This window comes from Rathayibacter sp. CAU 1779 (assembly GCF_054551755.1).
In genome coordinates this window covers 961,758-978,936 of sequence record NZ_JBTOLK010000001.1, presented here as the reverse complement: position 1 = coordinate 978,936, position 17,179 = coordinate 961,758, and the positions used below count along the sequence as shown (strand labels likewise).

Sequence of the window (17,179 nt, the reverse complement as noted above, 5' to 3'; positions counted from 1 at the left end):
GTCGGGCTCATTGCACCGGATAGTCCAGCTCGGCCGTGTACTGGTCGAAGGCGTCGGCGACGACGGTGAGGGTCGCCACCCAGCTGCCGGATCGCGGAAGCGTGACCGTCGCGCTCGCGAAGTCGATCGGCGTGGCCGTGCCCGGATGGTTCACCCCTGCAACGCGGAACGGGAACGACACCGGCAGAGCCTTCACCGGACCGGACGCCTCGCTGAGCTGCAGTTCGACGCGTTGCGGCAGCGGTGTCGAGTCATCGGCCCCCACGACCGTGACGCGGAAGGACTGCTGACCTCGCCGAGCCGGGCCGCCGTCGAAGGTCACCGTGTAGGGACCGATGGTGCGCTGCTGCGCCACGACGGGGGCGTATGCCGCCTCGGCAGGCGTGATGGACGACAGCACGCCGGACACGATGACCACGACACCGCCGATCGCCGCCTCCCAGCGCACCCGTCGACGCAGCGCGGCGGTCTGCCCGGGGGCCGGTCGGCCGTGGTCCTCGCGCACGGGCTCGGCGGCCAGCGTGGCGACGGCTCCCTCCGCCACGACGGCGGAGATTCCGCTCGGCGTCTGCGCCGCCGCGGACTGCGTTTCGCTGCCGTTTTCCGCGACCGCAGACGGGACAGTGCGACGGATGCCGCTGCCGAACGTCGCGACCGCGGTCGAGGCTGCGACGCCGACGCTCTCCCGCACGGTGCGCCGCACCCACGCACGGTTCCGCGCGGCCAGGACCAGCACGACCCCCACCAGGACGAGCTTGGCGAGCAGCAGGATGCCGTACGTCGTCGTCAGCAGAGCGGCCGGATACCGCACCTGGATCACGGATTGCAGCACGCCGCTGATCACCAGCACGAGCACGCACGCTCCGGCGTAGAGAGACCAGGCCGGCAGACGCTGCAGCCGGGCGGCGGTGAGGCGTCTGCGCAGCAGCAGCCAGCCCAACATCACGAGACCGCCGAGCCAGGCGATGGCGGCGGTGGCGTGCAGCGCCGTCGAAACGAACTGCAGCCACGAGGACGCGCCGTGCCCGTCGACGACGAGCGCACCGATCGCGACCACCCCCGCTGCGGCGAAGATCGCGGTCTGCAGGGCGAGCGGGCGCCCGAACACGCGCGTTCCGGGCAGGACGGCAACGGCCAGCGCCAGCCCGAGCAGTCGGACGCCGACGGCGACGGCATACGACGAGCCGAGGAACGGGATGAGTCCGGCCCAGAGCTGCTCGCCGCCCGCGAGGCCGCCGATGCCGGCGGCACGACCCGCCCCCGCGCCACCACCTGCTCCGACCGCGCCTGTGGCACCGCCCGACGTGTCCCACAGGTACTGCACCACGAGCTGCGCGAGGGATGCGACGATCGCGAACGCCAGCCCCGCCCTGGCGAGTCCGGCCACCCTGCGACGAGCGCCGAAAAGGGATGCCGCCGGCAGCAGTCCGAGGCCGACGACGAATCCGAGATACACGGCGCCCTTGACGACGCCTGCCGTCAGAGCGAGGCCGGCGCTCGGCTGGTGGACCGCAGGGGCGGCAGCGGCGATCGCGGGGGTTCGCACGCCGAACTGGAGCGAGCCGCCGACGGGATGCGAATCCGCAGAGACGACGGACCAGCTGGCGATGTAGGTGCCCTTCGGGAGGGAGTTCCGGAGCGGGATCACGAGGACCGTGCGGTTCTTCTCGAGCACCTGAGCGCCGGCATCCACTCGCCTGCCTGCCGCATCGACCACGGCCGCGGTGTCGCCCTGCGGGGGCATCGTCACGCTCTCGTCGAACGTGACGCGGATGCTCGTCGGCGACTCCTTCACCTCGGCGCCGTTCTGCGGTGCCGTGCCCACTACCGTCGCGTGTGCGCTCGCCGGGGCGGCGCCGACCGGCCACGCCACGAGGACGAGGGCCAGCACGGCGCCGACGACAGCGACGAGACGCACACGAACGCTCATCGGCGTGAACGCGCCAAGGCTGCTGCGGCGATTCCGGAGGACGCGAGCGCCACAACGAGCGCAGCGATCGCGAGTGCGATCAGCCACCCGCCCGCACTCGTCGACGATGTTGCTGCCGAGACGGACAGGTCGGCTGCGGCCGCCTTGGGCTGCGCCGTGGTCGTCGCCTCTGCCGACGAAGCAGCGACGACCACGACGCTCGGAGCGGGATGCTCCGGCTCTGCACCGCCCTGCGCCCGTTGCGACCACTCCACCGTCGTGCCGTCCGAATACGTCTGGACGGCGGGCAGGTAGAGCGTGCCCGGCGCGGGCAACGGCCCAACTGACAGCGCGAACTGTCCGAACTCGCCCGGCTTCAGGCCGCCGTCTGTGGCGGTCCACGTGACTCGGGTGACTGCGGAGGTGATGGCGTTTCCGTCGTCGTCCTTCAGCGGCTTGGCGAGCTTGGTGCTGGTGAGCGTGGCGGTCCACCCAGGAACGGGACGCGCGAGCACGGAGCTGAACGGCGTGCTCGCGGGCAGCTGCACCGCCAGTTCCGTCGTGTTCGCCGTCGCCGATTCCACCGGGACGCTGAAGGTGAGCGTCGCCCACCCGCCGGAGACCGCGTTCGACGACGATACCGTGACGTGTGCCACCGCCGCGGATGCCCCGGCCAGAGCGAGCGCGAACGCCGCGACGAGCGCTCCGGCGGCCACGATCAGACGTTGAGTCGTCCTCATGCCGTCACCCCTGGCCTGCGAGCTGACCGGCGTCGAGCTGACGGGCGTCGCGCTGATCGGCGTCGCGCTGATCGGCGTCGAGGATGTCGAGGATCCGTCGGCGCAGCGCGATGAAGCCGGATGAGGACTGGTCGCGCGGACGATCCAGCTCGACGTCGACCACCTCGCGCACGCGCGCCGGACGCGGCGAGAACACGACGATCCGATCCGCAAGGATCAGTGCCTCGCTCACGTCGTGCGTGACGAGCACGGCGGTGAACCGGCGCCGATGCCAGAGCGAGAGCAGCTCGCCCTGCAGCACACGGCGGGTGAGGGCATCCAGCTTGCCGAGCGGCTCGTCCAGCAGCAGCACGGACGGATCGTTCACCAGGGCCCTGGCGAGCGCCGCGCGTTGCGCCATGCCGCCGGAGAGCTGGGCGGGCCAGGCATCCGCGAACTCGGTGAGTCCGACGAGCTCGAGTGCATCGTCGATGCGCTGTCGCGACCCCTTCAGGATTCCGCGCGCCTGAGGGCCCACCGCCACGTTCTGACGAACCGTGCGCCATGGCAGCAGCGTCGGATCCTGGAAGACGAGTGCACGGCTCGGATCCGGCCCGCTCACCGGTGCTCCGCCGACGAAGACGCCGCCGAACAGCGGCTTGTCGAGCCCGGCGAGCAGCCGCAGCAGCGTGGACTTGCCGCTGCCGCTCGGCCCGATCAGGGCGATGAACTCGCCAGGTCGCGCGGAGATCGACACGTCGTCGAGCACCGGGAGATCCTTGCCGCCGCTGCGGAACGCCTGCGTCACCCCGAGGATGTCGATCGGTGCACCGGTTTCCGCTCTTCCGGCGACCGACGGCACGGCGTGCGTCGTCTCTACCATCTGGTCAGCTCCTTCTCCCAGCGCAGCACGTAGTTGCGCAGCCGGAACAGCAGGGTCAGCAACACGCCGCAGACGACCACGAGCACGACGATGCCCGCGTAGACGCCCGGAAAGTCGCCCCAGCCCTTCTTCCAGTTGATGTACCAGCCGAGGCCGGCGTTCACGCCGAAGTTCTCGGCGATTGTGAGGCTCACGAACGAGGCGCCGAGCGCCATGAACGCACCGGTGAAAATACTCGGCAGCGCGGCCGGCAGGCTCACCCGGAGCACGAGGTACCAGGTCTTCGCGCCGAGCGTCTGTGCCACGTCGAAGTACGACCGAGGCACGCTGAGGATGCCGGCCCGCGTCAGGATCGTGATCGGGAACCACACCGTCAGCGCGATCATGAACACCGCACCCGTGTACGCGGTCGGGAAGAGCACGAACGCGATCGGCACCCACGCGAGCGCCGGCACCGGACCGATGAAGATGAGGATCGGATGCACCCAGTAGTTCGCCCGCTTCGACCAGCCGATGATCACGCCCGTGAGGAGCCCGGCGACCAGGCCGACCGCGAATCCGACGGCGAGCAGCAGCATCGAGTTGGCGAGGCTCTCGGTGAGGATGCCACGGCTCGCCCAGAGCCGGTCGAAGATCTCCTGTGGCGCCACGAAGTACGGCGGCTCGAGCAGTTCCGCCTTGGCGGTGGAGAACTCCCAGAACAGCGCCCACAGTCCGGCGCCGAGGAGCCACGCCTCACCGTGCGCCGCGGTGCGCGTCGCCCAGGCACCCACGCGACCCTTCGTCGCGGTGAGCGCCCAGATCACCGCCCAGATGACGGCCACGGCGAAACCGACCACGACAGTGAACGGCGTCGTCGACTGGATGGACTGCGCATCGCGCAGCGGCAGCGCGCCGTTGTCGGGCACGAGCCAGGTGACCAGCGAGAAGGCGATCCAGGAGAGGATGCCAGCACCGATCACCGGCACGCTCACCGTGGCCGGATGGGCGATCCGCTCGAGCGCCGCGTGGATGCGCTCACTCCCTGCAGCGGCGGCATCGGGACCACGCGTCTGGGTGCGCGCGGAGGACGCAGGCGCTGATGGCGACAGTGTGGTGGTCATGGCATCCTCTCCCTGGATCGGACCGTCTAGAAGCTGAGACCGAGGTCGACGAACGCCTTGTCGGCAAGCGCCGACGCGTTCGTGTTCGAGGGCAGGAACCCGGTCTTGATGAACTTCTTGATGCCAGGGGTCAGCGACTTCTTGAGGTTCTCCGGCGACGGGTCGAAGGTGAGCGTCTTGAGCACGGGCAGGATCTCGTCAGGAGTGCCGGCTACATAGCTCTTCTCGGACTCGATCTTGGCCGTCTCCTCCAGGTGGGCACCGGCCCAGCGGGAGCCCTCGGCCCAGGCGGTGACGAGCTTGGCGGCGGTCACCGGGTCCTGGCTGACGAAGTCGTTGTTGAGCACGACGGCGCAGCACGGGTACTGCGCGTTGTCGCTGAGGGTGCGGTTGTTCGAGATCTCCTTCGCCCAGCCGTCCTGCACTCCTTGGATGATCGGCAAGTAGCCACCTGCCGTCGCGATGGCGTCGACCTTCTTGTCCTTGAGTGCCTGCGGCAGCAGATCCTGCTCGATCACGACCCACTCCACCTGCTTCGCGTCCGGGCTGGAGTTGATCCCCGCGTCGAGGAGGTCGAGCGAGAAGAAGTTGGTGGCGGATCCCTGCAGGCTGCTCACGCCGATCTTCTTGCCCTTGAGCGAGGCCACGCTGGGCACCGAGCCGTCGTTGCGGGTGTAGAGGTCGAGGCATCCGTGGTGCAGTCCGCCGGACAGCTTCACCGGAGTTCCGTTGTAGATGGGTCCGAGGTAGTTGAAGAAGATGCCGTTGGACGCCACGTACTTGCCGGAGCCGACGGCGGCCGTCAGGTCCTCGTCGGTGCCCGCCTTCTTGAGCACGACATCCAGGCCGGCTTTCTCGAAGAAGCCCTTCTCGTACGCGATCACGAGCGGTGCGTCGCACACGCCGCTCGGGGTGGTGAGGGTGAGCGTCTTGTTCGCCCACGAGTTGGCGACCGCGAGGCCATTGGCCGTGGCGTTGGCTGCGTTCTGGCTCTTCAGGAACCACCAGCCGCCGAGGCCACCGGCCACGACGACTGCCGCACCGATCCCGACGCCGGTGAGAAGACCGCGGCGGGACACGCCTTTGGAGGTATCCGCGTCGGTGGTGGGGTCGGCCAGCTGCGCGCCGCTCGGCAGCACCTGAGTGCCGTTCTGGGCCGCGGATGCCGCAGCCGTGTCTCCGGATGCCGCGCCCGCCCCTGCGCCGAACGCACCGACATCCGCCGTGCTCGCAGCTGGCGGGTTCGAGGCGCCGGAGACGTCCGCGCTGCTGGAGGTGTGCGGGGTGTCGGCCGGGTCGGGCAGGTCGCGACCCGGAGTGCTGTCGATGGGCTCGTCGCTCATGGCGGGACTCCTTGTGCTGGGTTGTGCCGGGGATCCGGTCGGATCCGCTGTGCGGCTACTGGTGCGGTGCTGTCGTCGGCGTTGGCCATTACACGCACGCCTCAGGCGGCATCGCCACGTCTGCTGCCGCTTCCCGTCACGGGCTGACCGACGAGGTAACACGGTGACCACGCAGGTAACCGAGCGATCGGATCCGTAACAGGACGGGCGGGACGCGCGCCGTGTGACGCACCCTGGGCGGTGCCGGATCCGAGACGAGGGCCGGCCGCAGGGAGGGACCAGTGACGCAGCAGACGACACGAGAAGGCCGCCGGCTGGATGCGCCGGCCCACGCGCCGCTGTCGGTGCTCGACCTGTCGCCGTTCCCGAGCGGATCGAAGCCGGCAGACGGCATCCGCAACACGATCGATCTGGCGAAGCAGACGGAGCGGTTCGGATACGCGCGGTACTGGCTCGCCGAGCACCACGCGAACCCCGGTATCTCCGGGTCGGCGCCGCACGTGCTCGCCGCGCTCGTCGCAGCGGCGACCGACAGTATCCGGGTGGGCACGGCGGCGACGCTGCTCGGCAACTACAGCCCGATCCAGGTGGCTGAGGCTGCCGGTGTGCTCGGCGCGTACAGCGGCGGGCGGTTCGACCTCGGGGTGGGCCGAGCTGCAACGGTTCCGCGCGTGCCGCCCGCTGCGCCAGGCGCCGAGAGTCCGGCAGCCGACGTCCGAACTGCCACACCCGCCGACCGTGTCGTCGACGGACTCGTCATCCCTGCACCGCGCGTTCCGCGCCTCGAGACCGAAAGGTTCGCCACCATCGCCCGGCTGCTCGCGCGCGACGAGGGCAGCGACTTCGTCGAGACGGTGGATGCCATCCTCGCGTTCCTGCGCGGCGACTACGTCGACCGGGACGGCGGCCCTGTGTTCGCGACGCCCGCGCACGACCACGGCGGCGTCGAGTTGTGGGTGCACGGCAGCACGGCGGGACCGAGTGCGCGGCTCGCCGGCGAACGAGGACTCCGCTTCGGCGCGAACTACCACGTCGCGCCGTCGTTCGTGCTGGAGGCCATCGAGGAGTACCGCTCGGCGTTCCGTGCGAGCGAGCGGCTCGCACAGCCGCACGTGATCGTCTCGGTCGACGTGGTCGTCGCCGAGACCGACGAACGTGCGCGACGGCTCGCCGCGGGCTACGCGCCGTGGGTGCTCAGCATCCGGTCCGGTCGGGGTGCCATCCCGTTCCCCACCCCGGAGGAAGCGGATGCCGTCACCTGGTCCGACGAGGACCGCGATGCCGTGCGCGACCGCCTCGACACCCAGTTCGTGGGATCGCCTGCCACGGTCGTCGAGCGCCTCGAGACGTTGCAGCGCGTGACCGGCGCGCAGGAGCTGCTCGTCACCACCATCACGCACGACCACGTCGACCGCGTGAACTCGTACCGTCTGCTCGCTGACGCGTGGGGCATCAACGCCTCGCGAGTCACGACGTCGGGCACCAACGCGTCCGATACCAACGCGTCCGACGGCACCGCGTCCGACAGCACCGACAGGAGCGCAGCATGAGCCGAACCTTCGCCGTGATCGTCGAGCTCGACGACGACCTGCAGACGGATGCCCCGGCATCCGCCATCGCGCGGGCCGCGGTCGCCGCCGAGCGCGCGGGCGTCACCGCGGTGAGCTTCGAGGACAACCCGACCGTTCCCGGTGCCGGCGCCCGGTACCGCTCGGGTGTTCAGTACGGACGGCTGGACGCGACCCTGCGCGCCGCATCCGTCGCTCCGCTCACCGGCTCGATCGGCCTGATCCCTGTTGTGCACGCGCTGTACAACGAGCCGTTCCACCTGGCGACCCAGCTCGCCACGCTGGACACGGCGTCGCTGGGCCGGGCCGGATGGATCGTTCGTGCCGACCCGGATCCGTCCATCGCGGCCCGACACGGCAGGGATCCGCTGCCCCCATCGGTCGCAGACGCCGAGCTCGCCGACGTGGTGGAGGCGATCCGCCGCCTGTGGGACACGTGGGAGGACGACGCCGTCATCCGCGACGCCGCGACCGGCCGGTACCTCGACCGCACGAAGGTGCACTACGCCGACTTCGCGGGTGAGCGATTCTCGGTGAAGGGACCGTCGATCATCCCGCGTCCGCCGCAGGGGCAGCCGGTCGTCTTCGGCGCACGGAACTCGTCGGCCGAGGTCGACGCCGTGCTCATCGACGTGACGCTTCCAGGCCGGGACCGGTCGACAGCGCACGCCGACGGGCGCACGGTCTCACGTGTCGCCGACGCCGCGGACCTTCCGGAACTGGTCGCCCGGGCGACGGAGGCTGCCGACGCCGCACGCACCATGCTCGCGCCGGGAACCCTGATCGTGCTGCAGCTCGGCTTCGCGCTCGACTCGGCGGGGCTCTTCGCTCTCGATCGGCCGGCCGCGCTCGATCAGCTGTCCGCGCCCGATCGCCTCGGCGAGGAACGCGGCGACTTTCGAGCGGATGTCCGTGCCCTCGTCGCCGACGCCGCTCCCGTTCTCGTCCACCTCCTCTCCGCCCTCGCCGGGGTGGCGGACGGCGTGCGTCTCTTCCCCGCACGCCTCGACCAGGATCTCGACGAGCTCGGCCGCGCCGTGTTGCCGGAGCTTCGTGCCCGCGGACTGTTCCGCTCCCCGCGCGCTGGCGACACGCTGCGCACCTCACTCGGGCTGGACCGGCCAGCGAACCGCTTCGCCCCGAACGTGGCCGCCCCGAGCCTGTCCGCACCGAATCCGTCCACCCCGAGCTTTTCCACCCCGAGCCTGGAGGCCGCCCGATGAGCGCATCCGCACGCCGCCGCGTCCAGTTCGGCGTCTTCTTCCAGGGCGTGAACTCGTCGACCGTATGGGATGCCCCCGAGAGCGGATCCCAGACCGACTTCGAGAGCTTCCGTCGCGTCGCGCAGACGGCCGAGCGCGGCCTGTTCACGGCGTTCTTCCTCGGCGAGGGCCTGCGGCTGCGCGAACACCTCGGCCGACTGCACGACCTGGACATCGCCGGACGGCCGGATGCCATCACGCAACTCGCGGCACTGGCATCCGTCACTGAGCGCATCGGCCTGGTGGCCACGCAGAACACCACCTACAACGACCCGATCGACCTCGCTCATCGCCTGCAGAGCCTCGACCTGCTCTCTGGTGGGCGTGCAGCGTGGAACGTCGTGACGACGGACAACGCGTGGACGGGCGAGAACTTCCGTCGCGGCGGATACCTCGACCACGCCGACCGCTACACGCACGCCGCCGACGTGATCGCCATCGCAAGGCGGGTGTGGGATGCCGTGCCCGACAGCACCGCAGGCAGCGCGCCCGGATCGCTCCCGGATCCGTTCCGCTACGACACGGCGTACTACTCCGTCGAGGGCCGCGGTGTGCTGCCGCGCAGCGCGCAGGGCCACCCCGTGCTGTTCCAGGCGGGGGACTCCGCAGAGGGCCGCGACTTCGCCGCGCGCAACGCCGAGGTGATCTTCTCGGCGCACGCCACCCTGGAGCCCGCGACGGAGTTCGCCGCGGACATCCGGTCCCGCACACTGGCCGCCGGGCGCCCGGCCGACGACCTCAAGATCTTCCCCGGACAGGAGTTCATCGTCGTCGACGACGCATCCGAGAGGGAGGAGAAGGTGCGCTGGGTGCGCGAGCACCAGATCACACCGCAGACCGCCATCGCGTTCGTCGAGCAACTCTGGGGCACCGAGCTTGCCGACGCGGATCCAGACGGCCCGCTGCCGTCGTTCGATCCGGTCCAGAGCATCACGGGCGAGACCCGCGGCACGGGATTCCGCGCCACGAAGGCTCTCGAGACGGCGCACGCCTGGCGCGAGCTGTCTCGGGAGCACGGGTGGAGCATCCGCGAGCTGGTGATCAACGTCAGCACCCGCCGCGGATTCGCCGGCACCGCCTCGCAGATCGCCGACGAGCTCGAACGCTTCGCGGACGCCGGCGTCGTCGACGGATTCAACATCACGCCGTGGCTCGTCCCCGGCGGCCTGGACGACATCGTGAACAAGCTCGTGCCCGAACTGCAGGAGCGCGGCATCTACTGGACCGAGTACCCCGGCGACACGCTGCGCGAGAACCTCGGCCTGCGCGAGCCACTGACGCGGCGCAGCGGAGCGGATGCCGGTGGTGACGTCGACGAGGCATCGAACGCTGCGGAGACGCTCGGGTAGGCCGCTCTCGGGCGGCCGTCGGTTGGGGCCGCGGGGGTTGTGGGCGCGACGACACGACCGCGACGGCACGTCGACCCGGAACCCACATCTGCGGCGCGGCGGTCGCCGGAGCGGCACTGCGCCGAGCACTCGGCTAGCGACCCTCCGCGCCGAGGACGACCAGCGGACCCTCGTCCGCGGTCGGCGGTTCGAAGTGGTCGTAGTACTCGGCCGCGAGGGACGGTGAGAGCGCGTAGTCGTCCGGATGGTCGTGGTTGCGCTCGCGCACCCGCTGAAGCGCGACGGATCGCGGGGTCGCGAGGTAGATCGTCTCCGGCACGATGCCGGTCGGGCGCAGCAGTTCGCGGTAGTCGTCGCGGGCCCGCCTCGACCAGAACGAGAAGTCCAGCACGACGTCGACACCGGCGGCTGCGAGCACCAGCAGGCGATCTCGCAGCTCGCGCTCGATCTCCGCATGGACATCGGCGGGAAGCGGCATGACTCGTATCCCGCGCCGCCACGCCTCCTGGTCGAACGAGAGACGGGTCATGCCGTCGGCCTCGAGCTGCCGCGCGACGGTGGATTTGCCGGATCCTGCGGGACCGCACATCATCACGACTCTGCTCACCGGCCCGAATCTACCTCCGAGCGAATCTGTCCGCGCGGGCGGTGGCCCGCGGCTCGGGTGCTGGCTCACCGAACAGCAATGCGGTTCACTGAGGACGTGGCAGCGACTGCGGAGAAGAATCGGGCGGTGCTGCGTCCGCGGTCGGCGATCTGGATCGCGATCGCCGCCTGGGTCCTGTGTGCACTGAACCTCGTGGCGCAGCTCATGATCCACGACTGGTCGGCGGCGCTCCGCGCGATACCCGTCGTCGGATTCATCGCTCTCGCGGCATGGATGCTGTTCGTGACCCCGGCGGTCGTCGTGGAGCGGGACGCTGTCGTCTTGAAGAACCCGGCTCGCGACATCCGGATCCCGTGGACTGCCATCACGGATGTGCAGCCCAGCTATTCGCTTCAGGTGCGGACCGCGCAGCGTCGGTTCCGTGCGTGGGCCGCACCCGGTGCCATGCAGGCGTCGAAGTTTCCCGCGCTGGAGGCGAACGAGCAGATCCTGCTTCATCTTTCGCTGCCGGATGATGGCACGTTCGCGATGTCCGCCCTGGTCGATCCGGACCAGGCGGAGCGGTCCCGATCCGATGCCGCATCGGCGGCAGTCCGTCGCGGATGGCAGCTGGCCCAGCGTCAGGCGGCGCAGGCCACGGCGGCGGCGCAGAAGGTCGAAGTCCACTGGCACATCCCGCCGCTGATCACGCTCGGGGTGCTTCTCGTGGCGTCAGTGGTCACCATCGCGGTCTGACGTGTCCGCACCAGCGGCGCGCCGCGACACAGCTCCTGACTGTGTCCTCGGCGGTCAGCCCACGCGGGCCGTCAGGCCGGTTCGGACTGCGGCTCCGGGCTGAGGAAGTCGAAAACGGTGCTGATGGTGCCGTCCGACCGGATGGTGTGGATCGCCAGCCCGGGCGTCGCGGTGTCGTCGAACGGATCCGGCGTCCTGCCGGGGCGAAGAGTCGTGGACACTCCTGGTGCGCCGAGCAGCGGCCGGCCCGCGAAGGTCGTGGCGAGTGCGGCGTGCACGTGTCCGGTCAGGACTCCGACGACCTTCTCGTCGTTGCCGACGAGGTCGGCGAGGGCTTCCGGGTTCCGGAGGCCGTTCTCGTCCATGAAACGCTCCCCGATCGGGACCGGTGGGTGGTGGAGGGCGATGACGGCCAGCCCTGAGGCGGCATCGAGCGCACGGCGGGCGAATGCGATCGTGCTCTCGGACAGTTCCCCTGCGACCTCACCCGGGATCAGGCTGTCCAGCCCGATCACGGTCAGCCCGTCGAGGTCGACGACCGTGTTCAGGAATCCGTCGGCGTCTGCTCGAACGTGTGTGGTCAGCGCTGCTCTGGCGTCGTGATTGCCGGGCACCACGGCCAGCGGCAGGTCCGCGCAGACACCGAAGAACTGGTCGTACTCGGCCGGTGAGCCGTGATCGGCGATGTCCCCGGTGACCAGCACCAAGTCGATGTCCCCGAGCGCGATCACTTCGGCGACCACCCGCTCGAGCCTGTGCGTGTGGTCGCGGCTTCCATCGATGTGGGTGTCACTGAGGTGTGCGATTCGAACCACGACGGCCCTTCCCTTCACGGCGAGTGGAGCCCGACCGTAGCAGATCCGCGGCATCGACGGCGCCGTCGAGATCCGCGTCGGAACGCGCTCTCGTCCATTGCGAGTCGTCTGGGGGAATCCTTGCCGAGAAGCCCCGGCAGTGCTGGCTGCTTAGCGTGCCTGTGCTGACTGCTGATCCCATGGATCGAGGTAATCCACGCCCAGGGGCGCGAAGTGCCTCGTGTTCCGCGTGACGACGGTCAGCTGCGCGGACTGAGCGACGGCGGCGATCAGAGCGTCGTCGAATTGAGCGTGTTCAGGGATGCGGTATGCCGCGAGTATCCGCGCGGCTTGGAGGTCGAATGGCATCACGCGGCCCTCGAAGGCGGGCAAGACGTGATCATCGAACCAGCCACGCAGAATCGCTCCCTGACGGGAATCGTCTCGTTCCTTAGCGATGATCCCGCGCTCGATCTCAGCGACGGTCGTGGCCGAGATGAACTGGTCGAACAGCGGCACTGAAGCGGCCCACGTCTCGACCTGTGGGTTGCGCCCTCGTACGCGCAGCGCAGACACCACATTGGTGTCCAAGAGATACCTCACAGTTCCGCAGCGCGTGCGGTCAGGCCCAGACGCTCAGGCTCGAATTCGAAGTCGCCACCTTCGTCGGTGCTCAACAGATCGACGATCGTCACAGGGTCTTCCTGGAGCGCTTCGGTCAAAAGATCGCGTGCCTCCGCTTCGACGGACCGGTGACGCCGCTCGGCACGTGCTCGAAGCGCCGCCTTGGTTCCTGCGGGAAGATTGCGGATCAGGATCTGCTCCACCGTGACCACCTCCGATATCACGAAGATGATATCATCACGTCCCGCTACGCGCTCTACGCGGCGCCCGTCGGCCCCGCTCATTCGGCTGCGAGCTCGTCGAGCGAGAGCCGGAGAGCGGATGCCAGCACCGCGAGCGGAGCCGTTGGCGCATGACCCGCGCGCTGGAGCCTCATCGGCGGCGGTGTCGAGCCGGGCGAGACGCCGCAGCAATCCGTCATCCGTGAGGTCGGCGAGGAACTCGGCGTTGTCCCGACCATCGTCGGGATCGTCGGCGCATACGGCGGACCGCTCCTCGAGACGACCCTTCCGAACGGCGATCACGTCGCCTACGTCACGGTTGCGTTCGAGTGCGGGATCCCGAGCGCCGGGTTCACGTTGGAGGGTGCGGAACTGATCGAGACCGCGTGGTTCGCTCGCGAGCAGGTCGCGCGGCTCGACCGGCACGCGTGGATCGACAGCGTGCTCGACGACGCCGCACACTGACGCGTCGCTACGCGCTCCGCGCCACACCCGTCGGACCCGCCCACTCCGCGGCGAGCTCGTCGAGCGAGAGCCCGAGAGCGGATGCCAGCACCGCGACGACGCCGAACGCCGGGCTGGGCAGCCGACCAGTCTCGATCTTGCGCAGGGTCTCGGGTGAGACTCCGGCTTCCGCTGCCACGTCGTTGAGCGATCGCGGCCCGCGCGCACGCCGAAGCGTCTCCCCGAGCCTGCGGCCTGCAGCCAGCTGCTCGGGGGTGAGCGGTGCGCGAACCATCATCTGAAGGGTCTCCGATCCGAAGAGAAGCGGGCGGTATTATTATACCGCCATGATCGAGCTCCACACCCCAGCCGAGATCGAGCAGCTGCGTGCCGCAGGCCGTTTCGTTCACGACACGCTGGTCACCCTTTCCGCGCAGGCCGCTGTGGGCGTCAACCTGTTGGAGCTCGAGGAGGGCGCACGCAAGGCCATCGCCGACCGGGGCGCCATCTCGTGCTACTGGGACTACGCGCCGTCGTTCGGCAACGGTCCGTTCCGCAACGTGATCTGCCTGTCCGTGAACGACGCTGCACAGCACGGCCTTCCCCACGACTACGCGCTGCGCGACGGCGATGTGCTGAGCCTCGACTTCGCGGCATCCCTCGACGGTTGGGTGGCGGATGCCGCGGTCACCGTCATCGTCGGACGAGCGGATCCGGCCGACCAACGCCTCATCCGCTCGACGCAGGAGGCGCTCGCGGCCGGCATCGCGGCATCCCAACCCGGGAATCGGATCGGCGATGTCTCCGCCGCCATCGGTCAGGTCGCAGCGGACTACGGATACCCGGTCAACCACGAGTTCGGCGGCCACGGCGTCGGGCGCACGATGCACGAGGATCCGTTCATCTGCAACGACGGACGCGCGGGTCGCGGCTACCGCATCCGGCCGGGCATGGTGTTCGCGCTGGAACCGTGGTGGGCGAAGACGACGGCGCGCATCCGGATGGATCCCGACGGGTGGACCGTCCGCTCCGCCGACGGCAGCCGCGCCGCCCACACGGAGCACACGATCGCCGTCACGGCCGACGGGCCCGTCATCCTCACGTGAGCGCGGTCACCCGTTCTCGAGACAGCAGGAATCGGACCTTCGCGGCGAGAACAGCGGAATGTCTGCCGTTCTCGTCGACATCTGCTGTTCTCACCACCGAGCTCTACTGGTTCCCGGTCAGTCGCGCGTCGGCAGATCCTTCCGGAAGGCGTGCTGGCCCACCTCGTCGGCCGGCTTCGCCAGGTCGTACAGCGGGGTGTATCCGGTGGTCAGGTAGAGCCGCTGCGCCTCGGGCTGACGGGGTCCGGTCGTCAGGTAGATGCGGCGGTATCCGCGGCGAACGGCCTCGGCCTCCAGCTCCGCGAGCACCAGGCGGCTGAGGCCCCTGCGGCGGTGATCCGGATGCGTCCAGATGCGCTTGAACTCGGCCGTCTCGTCGTCGAGGCGTTTGAAGGCACCGCCCGCGATCGCACGAGTGGCGCCGTCAGCGTCGGTGCCGCCCGTGCCGCCTGCGTGCTCCTGGCCATCAGCGATCAGCAGCAGGAAGGTTCCATACGGGGGTGCGAACGCGGCATCCGGATACCGGGCGAGCTCCACCGACGCCGGCTCGCCGCCCAGAAACCCGTAGCGGGTGTCGTATTCGTTGGTGAGGTCGTCGATCATCGGCCGGGCGAGCGGATCGCTCTGCACCACGTACGCCCAGCGGGTGCCCGACGGTGTGGCGGTGACGTCGGGATCGGATGCCGTACCGATCGTCTGCTCGATGCTCATGCCTCGCCCTCTCACTCATTGCTCGTCGATGGTCACGTGCCGCACCTGGATGTCCGCTAGCCGAGCTCCTTGAGCTCCGGACCGCCGAGGCGCTCAGCCGGCCGGTTGCGCCACGGTGTGCACGTGGGGCGCACCGCCGGGCTGCGCCGCCGGAGCGGTCGAGGCGATGGGTGCTGCATCCGTCTCGGCATCCGCTCCGGCATCGTCGAACTGCGGATCGGTGAGCTTCAACGCGAGACGGCCGTGCGCGAACGCGCCACCCGCCTTCAATGCGGCAGCCACCCACGCGGTCTCGGCAAGTTCAGCACGCGTCGCGCCCGCGCGCACGGCGCCCGCGCTGTGCCCGTCGATGCAGTACGCGCACTGGGTGGTGATCGCGACGGCGACGGCGATGAGCTCCCGGTACTTGAGCGGGATCTCCCGCCCCTCCGACGCGAACACCGCCGAGTTGAAGTCGTTGAACGCGGCCAGGATGTCCGGCGTCTCGGACTTGTAGAGCCGGGTGTACTGCTTGTCGTCGGTGTCGAAGTACGAAGTCATGCTGTGTTCCTAACAGCCCCGTCGCGGATGCGCGGCACGTGCGACGAACCGCGACATCACGCGTCGAACGGAGTCGTTCGACGACGAAGTGTGTCGCGGCCCGTCGTGCCCGAGCGGTCGGCATCAGGCCGGCACGGTCTCCACGTTCAGGGTCTCCGCGTCGTCCAGCGTGCCGAACGTGCCGGCGGACAGGTACCGCTCGCCCGTGTCGGGGAACACCACGACGATCGTCGCTCCCGCGTTCTCCGGCCGCCTGGCCAGCTCGGTCGCCACCCAGAGCGCGGCTCCGCTCGACGTGCCGACGAGCAACCCCTCTTCGCGGGCGAGCGCTCTGGCGGCCTCCCGTGCCTGCTGGGTCTCGAGCGCCACGATCTCGTCGGGAACGCTCGCATCGAAGTTCTCCGGCAGGAAGTCCGACTCCACCTCGGTCACCTTGTGCACGCCGTCGATCTCCGCCGGGTAGAGGTTCTCCGGTGTGGGAAGGGATCCGAGTCCGGGCTCGGCGACGACCACCCGCACGGCAGGCTTCTTGCCCTTCAGGAAACGCCCGGCGCCCGACACCGTGCCGCCTGTGCCGATGCCGCCGACCAGGATGTCCACCTCGCCATCCGTGTCCGCCCAGATCTCCGGACCCGTGGTGTCGAAGTGAGCCTGCGGATTCGCGGGGTTGCCCAGCTGATTCGCGAAGAACGCATCCGGATTCTCCGCTTCGACGCGTTCGACGAGCACGGGGAGGTTGGCAGGATCGGCGAGGAAGCTGTTCGGCACCACCTCCAGCTCGGCACCGTAGGCGCGTAGCAGCGCGACCTTGTCCGGGCTGATGTTGTCGCCGAGGTAGAACGTGGTGCGGTAACCGCGCCGCGCGGCGATGGCGGCGAGCGCGATGCCCGTGTTGCCGCTCGTGATGTCGACGATGCGGCCGCCTGGCTGAAGCGCTCCCGACGCTTCCGCCTCGCGGATGATCGCCCACGCGGCTCGATCCTTCACGCTGCCCGCCGGATTGAAGTACTCCACCTTGGCCAGAAGCCGGGCGGTGAGCTCCCGCCGTTCCGCATACCGGCCGAGCTCGATGAGCGGGGTGTCGCCGATGAGATCGGTGATGCTCGAGTGGATGCGTGCCATGGTTGTCCCCTTCGGATGTCGTGGGGCCAGACCGAGATCCGGCTGCTGGCCGGTCCGATGCAAACACCGATCCCGGCGGGGATCGAGCCCCCCGGAAACCTCGGGACACCTCCCGACACCGGCGGAAATGCGGCGTAAC

Annotated in this window: 19 protein-coding genes; 6 read left to right on the top strand and 13 right to left on the bottom strand. The window is 69.6% G+C overall.

The annotated features are described in order from the left end of the window. Positions 1-7: 7 nt before the first annotated feature. From ACX9R5_RS04490 to ACX9R5_RS04470, 5 genes are read right to left on the bottom strand one after another with little or no spacing between them, the layout of a single operon-like run. Positions 8-1,930, bottom strand: a complete 1,923-nt coding sequence (locus ACX9R5_RS04490; RefSeq protein ID WP_459407794.1) for a copper resistance CopC/CopD family protein — start codon at positions 1,928-1,930, stop codon at positions 8-10. Beyond that, positions 1,927-2,649 carry a YcnI family protein gene (locus ACX9R5_RS04485; protein ID WP_459407793.1) on the bottom strand — a complete coding sequence of 241 codons (723 nt, stop codon included), beginning with the start codon at positions 2,647-2,649 and terminating at the stop codon, positions 1,927-1,929. Before ACX9R5_RS04485 ends, ACX9R5_RS04490 begins: the two co-directional genes overlap by 4 nt. A gap of 4 nt (positions 2,650-2,653) precedes the next feature. Further along, positions 2,654-3,511, bottom strand: a complete 858-nt coding sequence (locus ACX9R5_RS04480; protein ID WP_459407792.1) for an ABC transporter ATP-binding protein — start codon at positions 3,509-3,511, stop codon at positions 2,654-2,656. Next, positions 3,505-4,614 carry an ABC transporter permease gene (locus ACX9R5_RS04475; protein ID WP_459407791.1) on the bottom strand — a complete coding sequence of 370 codons (1,110 nt, stop codon included), beginning with the start codon at positions 4,612-4,614 and terminating at the stop codon, positions 3,505-3,507. Before ACX9R5_RS04475 ends, ACX9R5_RS04480 begins: the two co-directional genes overlap by 7 nt. 26 nt (positions 4,615-4,640) lie before the next feature. Next, positions 4,641-5,957, bottom strand: coding sequence for an ABC transporter substrate-binding protein (locus ACX9R5_RS04470; protein WP_459407790.1), 1,317 nt, complete (start codon positions 5,955-5,957; stop codon positions 4,641-4,643). A gap of 281 nt (positions 5,958-6,238) precedes the next feature. On the opposite strand from ACX9R5_RS04470, the gene ACX9R5_RS04465 reads away from it, so the two are divergent. Genes ACX9R5_RS04465 through ACX9R5_RS04455 form a run of 3 tightly spaced genes read left to right on the top strand, consistent with a single transcriptional unit; the run spans position 6,239 to position 10,136 of the window. After that, entirely contained in the window at positions 6,239-7,507 is a 1,269-nt protein-coding gene (locus ACX9R5_RS04465) for an LLM class flavin-dependent oxidoreductase (RefSeq protein ID WP_459407789.1), read from the top strand. After that, positions 7,504-8,748 (top strand): LLM class flavin-dependent oxidoreductase, encoded by a 1,245-nt coding sequence (locus tag ACX9R5_RS04460; protein WP_459407788.1) that lies wholly within the window; start codon positions 7,504-7,506, stop codon positions 8,746-8,748. Before ACX9R5_RS04465 ends, ACX9R5_RS04460 begins: the two co-directional genes overlap by 4 nt. Then, complete coding sequence (locus tag ACX9R5_RS04455) at positions 8,745-10,136, top strand: NtaA/DmoA family FMN-dependent monooxygenase (protein ID WP_459407787.1); 1,392 nt, start codon at positions 8,745-8,747, stop codon at positions 10,134-10,136. The genes ACX9R5_RS04460 and ACX9R5_RS04455 overlap by 4 nt, the downstream gene beginning before the upstream one ends. A gap of 133 nt (positions 10,137-10,269) precedes the next feature. On the opposite strand, the gene ACX9R5_RS04450 is transcribed toward ACX9R5_RS04455, so the two are convergent. Then, entirely contained in the window at positions 10,270-10,743 is a 474-nt protein-coding gene (locus ACX9R5_RS04450) for an AAA family ATPase (protein WP_459407786.1), read from the bottom strand. Between the two features lie 96 nt (positions 10,744-10,839). Here ACX9R5_RS04450 and ACX9R5_RS04445 point away from each other — a divergent pair, with 96 nt between their 5' ends. Further along, complete coding sequence (locus ACX9R5_RS04445) at positions 10,840-11,478, top strand: PH domain-containing protein (protein WP_459407785.1); 639 nt, start codon at positions 10,840-10,842, stop codon at positions 11,476-11,478. 71 nt (positions 11,479-11,549) lie between these two features. Here the strand turns inward: ACX9R5_RS04445 and ACX9R5_RS04440 are convergent, their stop codons facing one another. From ACX9R5_RS04440 to ACX9R5_RS04430, 3 genes are all read right to left on the bottom strand, one after another. Further along, complete coding sequence (locus tag ACX9R5_RS04440; RefSeq protein ID WP_459407784.1) at positions 11,550-12,293, bottom strand: metallophosphoesterase; 744 nt, start codon at positions 12,291-12,293, stop codon at positions 11,550-11,552. A 150-nt stretch (positions 12,294-12,443) separates the two neighbouring features. Further along, positions 12,444-12,875, bottom strand: a complete 432-nt coding sequence (locus ACX9R5_RS04435; protein WP_459407783.1) for a PIN domain-containing protein — start codon at positions 12,873-12,875, stop codon at positions 12,444-12,446. Then, the gene (locus tag ACX9R5_RS04430; protein ID WP_459407782.1) at positions 12,872-13,180 is read right to left on the bottom strand and encodes a FitA-like ribbon-helix-helix domain-containing protein; all 309 of its coding nucleotides are present in this window, start codon (positions 13,178-13,180) and stop codon (positions 12,872-12,874) included. Before ACX9R5_RS04430 ends, ACX9R5_RS04435 begins: the two co-directional genes overlap by 4 nt. A 90-nt stretch (positions 13,181-13,270) precedes the next feature. Between ACX9R5_RS04430 and ACX9R5_RS04425 the strand changes: the two genes are divergently transcribed. Continuing rightward, positions 13,271-13,582 carry an NUDIX domain-containing protein gene (locus ACX9R5_RS04425; protein ID WP_459409039.1) on the top strand — a complete coding sequence of 104 codons (312 nt, stop codon included), beginning with the start codon at positions 13,271-13,273 and terminating at the stop codon, positions 13,580-13,582. Between the two features lie 7 nt (positions 13,583-13,589). On the opposite strand, the gene ACX9R5_RS04420 is transcribed toward ACX9R5_RS04425, so the two are convergent. After that, entirely contained in the window at positions 13,590-13,856 is a 267-nt protein-coding gene (locus tag ACX9R5_RS04420) for a helix-turn-helix domain-containing protein (protein WP_459407781.1), read from the bottom strand. Between the two features lie 52 nt (positions 13,857-13,908). On the opposite strand from ACX9R5_RS04420, the gene map reads away from it, so the two are divergent. Further along, the gene (map, locus tag ACX9R5_RS04415) at positions 13,909-14,667 is read left to right on the top strand and encodes a type I methionyl aminopeptidase (RefSeq protein ID WP_459407780.1); all 759 of its coding nucleotides are present in this window, start codon (positions 13,909-13,911) and stop codon (positions 14,665-14,667) included. Positions 14,668-14,784: 117 nt separating this feature from the next. Here the strand turns inward: map and ACX9R5_RS04410 are convergent, their stop codons facing one another. The 3 genes from ACX9R5_RS04410 to ACX9R5_RS04400 form a co-directional block, all read right to left on the bottom strand. After that, positions 14,785-15,378, bottom strand: a complete 594-nt coding sequence (locus tag ACX9R5_RS04410; protein ID WP_459407779.1) for a GNAT family N-acetyltransferase — start codon at positions 15,376-15,378, stop codon at positions 14,785-14,787. A gap of 93 nt (positions 15,379-15,471) precedes the next feature. Then, the gene (locus ACX9R5_RS04405) at positions 15,472-15,918 is read right to left on the bottom strand and encodes a carboxymuconolactone decarboxylase family protein (protein ID WP_459407778.1); all 447 of its coding nucleotides are present in this window, start codon (positions 15,916-15,918) and stop codon (positions 15,472-15,474) included. Between the two features lie 123 nt (positions 15,919-16,041). Continuing rightward, a complete protein-coding gene (locus ACX9R5_RS04400; protein ID WP_459407777.1) occupies positions 16,042-17,040 on the bottom strand; it encodes a PLP-dependent cysteine synthase family protein in 999 nt (332 codons plus the stop codon). Between the last annotated feature and the right edge of the window lie 139 nt (positions 17,041-17,179).

Bases quoted from the DNA above. Each gene is read 5' to 3' on its own strand.
- ACX9R5_RS04430 (WP_459407782.1), bottom strand. From the start codon at position 13,180: ATGAGCGGGGCCGACGGGCGCCGCGTAGAGCGCGTAGCGGGACGTGAT.
- ACX9R5_RS04405 (WP_459407778.1), bottom strand. From the start codon at position 15,918: ATGACTTCGTACTTCGACACCGACGACAAGCAGTACACCCGGCTCTAC.
- ACX9R5_RS04410 (WP_459407779.1), bottom strand. From the start codon at position 15,378: ATGAGCATCGAGCAGACGATCGGTACGGCATCCGATCCCGACGTCACC.
- ACX9R5_RS04455 (WP_459407787.1), top strand. From the start codon at position 8,745: ATGAGCGCATCCGCACGCCGCCGCGTCCAGTTCGGCGTCTTCTTCCAG.
- map (WP_459407780.1), top strand. From the start codon at position 13,909: ATGATCGAGCTCCACACCCCAGCCGAGATCGAGCAGCTGCGTGCCGCA.
- ACX9R5_RS04485 (WP_459407793.1), bottom strand. From the start codon at position 2,649: ATGAGGACGACTCAACGTCTGATCGTGGCCGCCGGAGCGCTCGTCGCG.
- ACX9R5_RS04470 (WP_459407790.1), bottom strand. From the start codon at position 5,957: ATGAGCGACGAGCCCATCGACAGCACTCCGGGTCGCGACCTGCCCGAC.
- ACX9R5_RS04490 (WP_459407794.1), bottom strand. From the start codon at position 1,930: ATGAGCGTTCGTGTGCGTCTCGTCGCTGTCGTCGGCGCCGTGCTGGCC.
- ACX9R5_RS04480 (WP_459407792.1), bottom strand. From the start codon at position 3,511: ATGGTAGAGACGACGCACGCCGTGCCGTCGGTCGCCGGAAGAGCGGAA.
- ACX9R5_RS04460 (WP_459407788.1), top strand. From the start codon at position 7,504: ATGAGCCGAACCTTCGCCGTGATCGTCGAGCTCGACGACGACCTGCAG.
- ACX9R5_RS04475 (WP_459407791.1), bottom strand. From the start codon at position 4,614: ATGACCACCACACTGTCGCCATCAGCGCCTGCGTCCTCCGCGCGCACC.
- ACX9R5_RS04400 (WP_459407777.1), bottom strand. From the start codon at position 17,040: ATGGCACGCATCCACTCGAGCATCACCGATCTCATCGGCGACACCCCG.
- ACX9R5_RS04420 (WP_459407781.1), bottom strand. From the start codon at position 13,856: ATGGTTCGCGCACCGCTCACCCCCGAGCAGCTGGCTGCAGGCCGCAGG.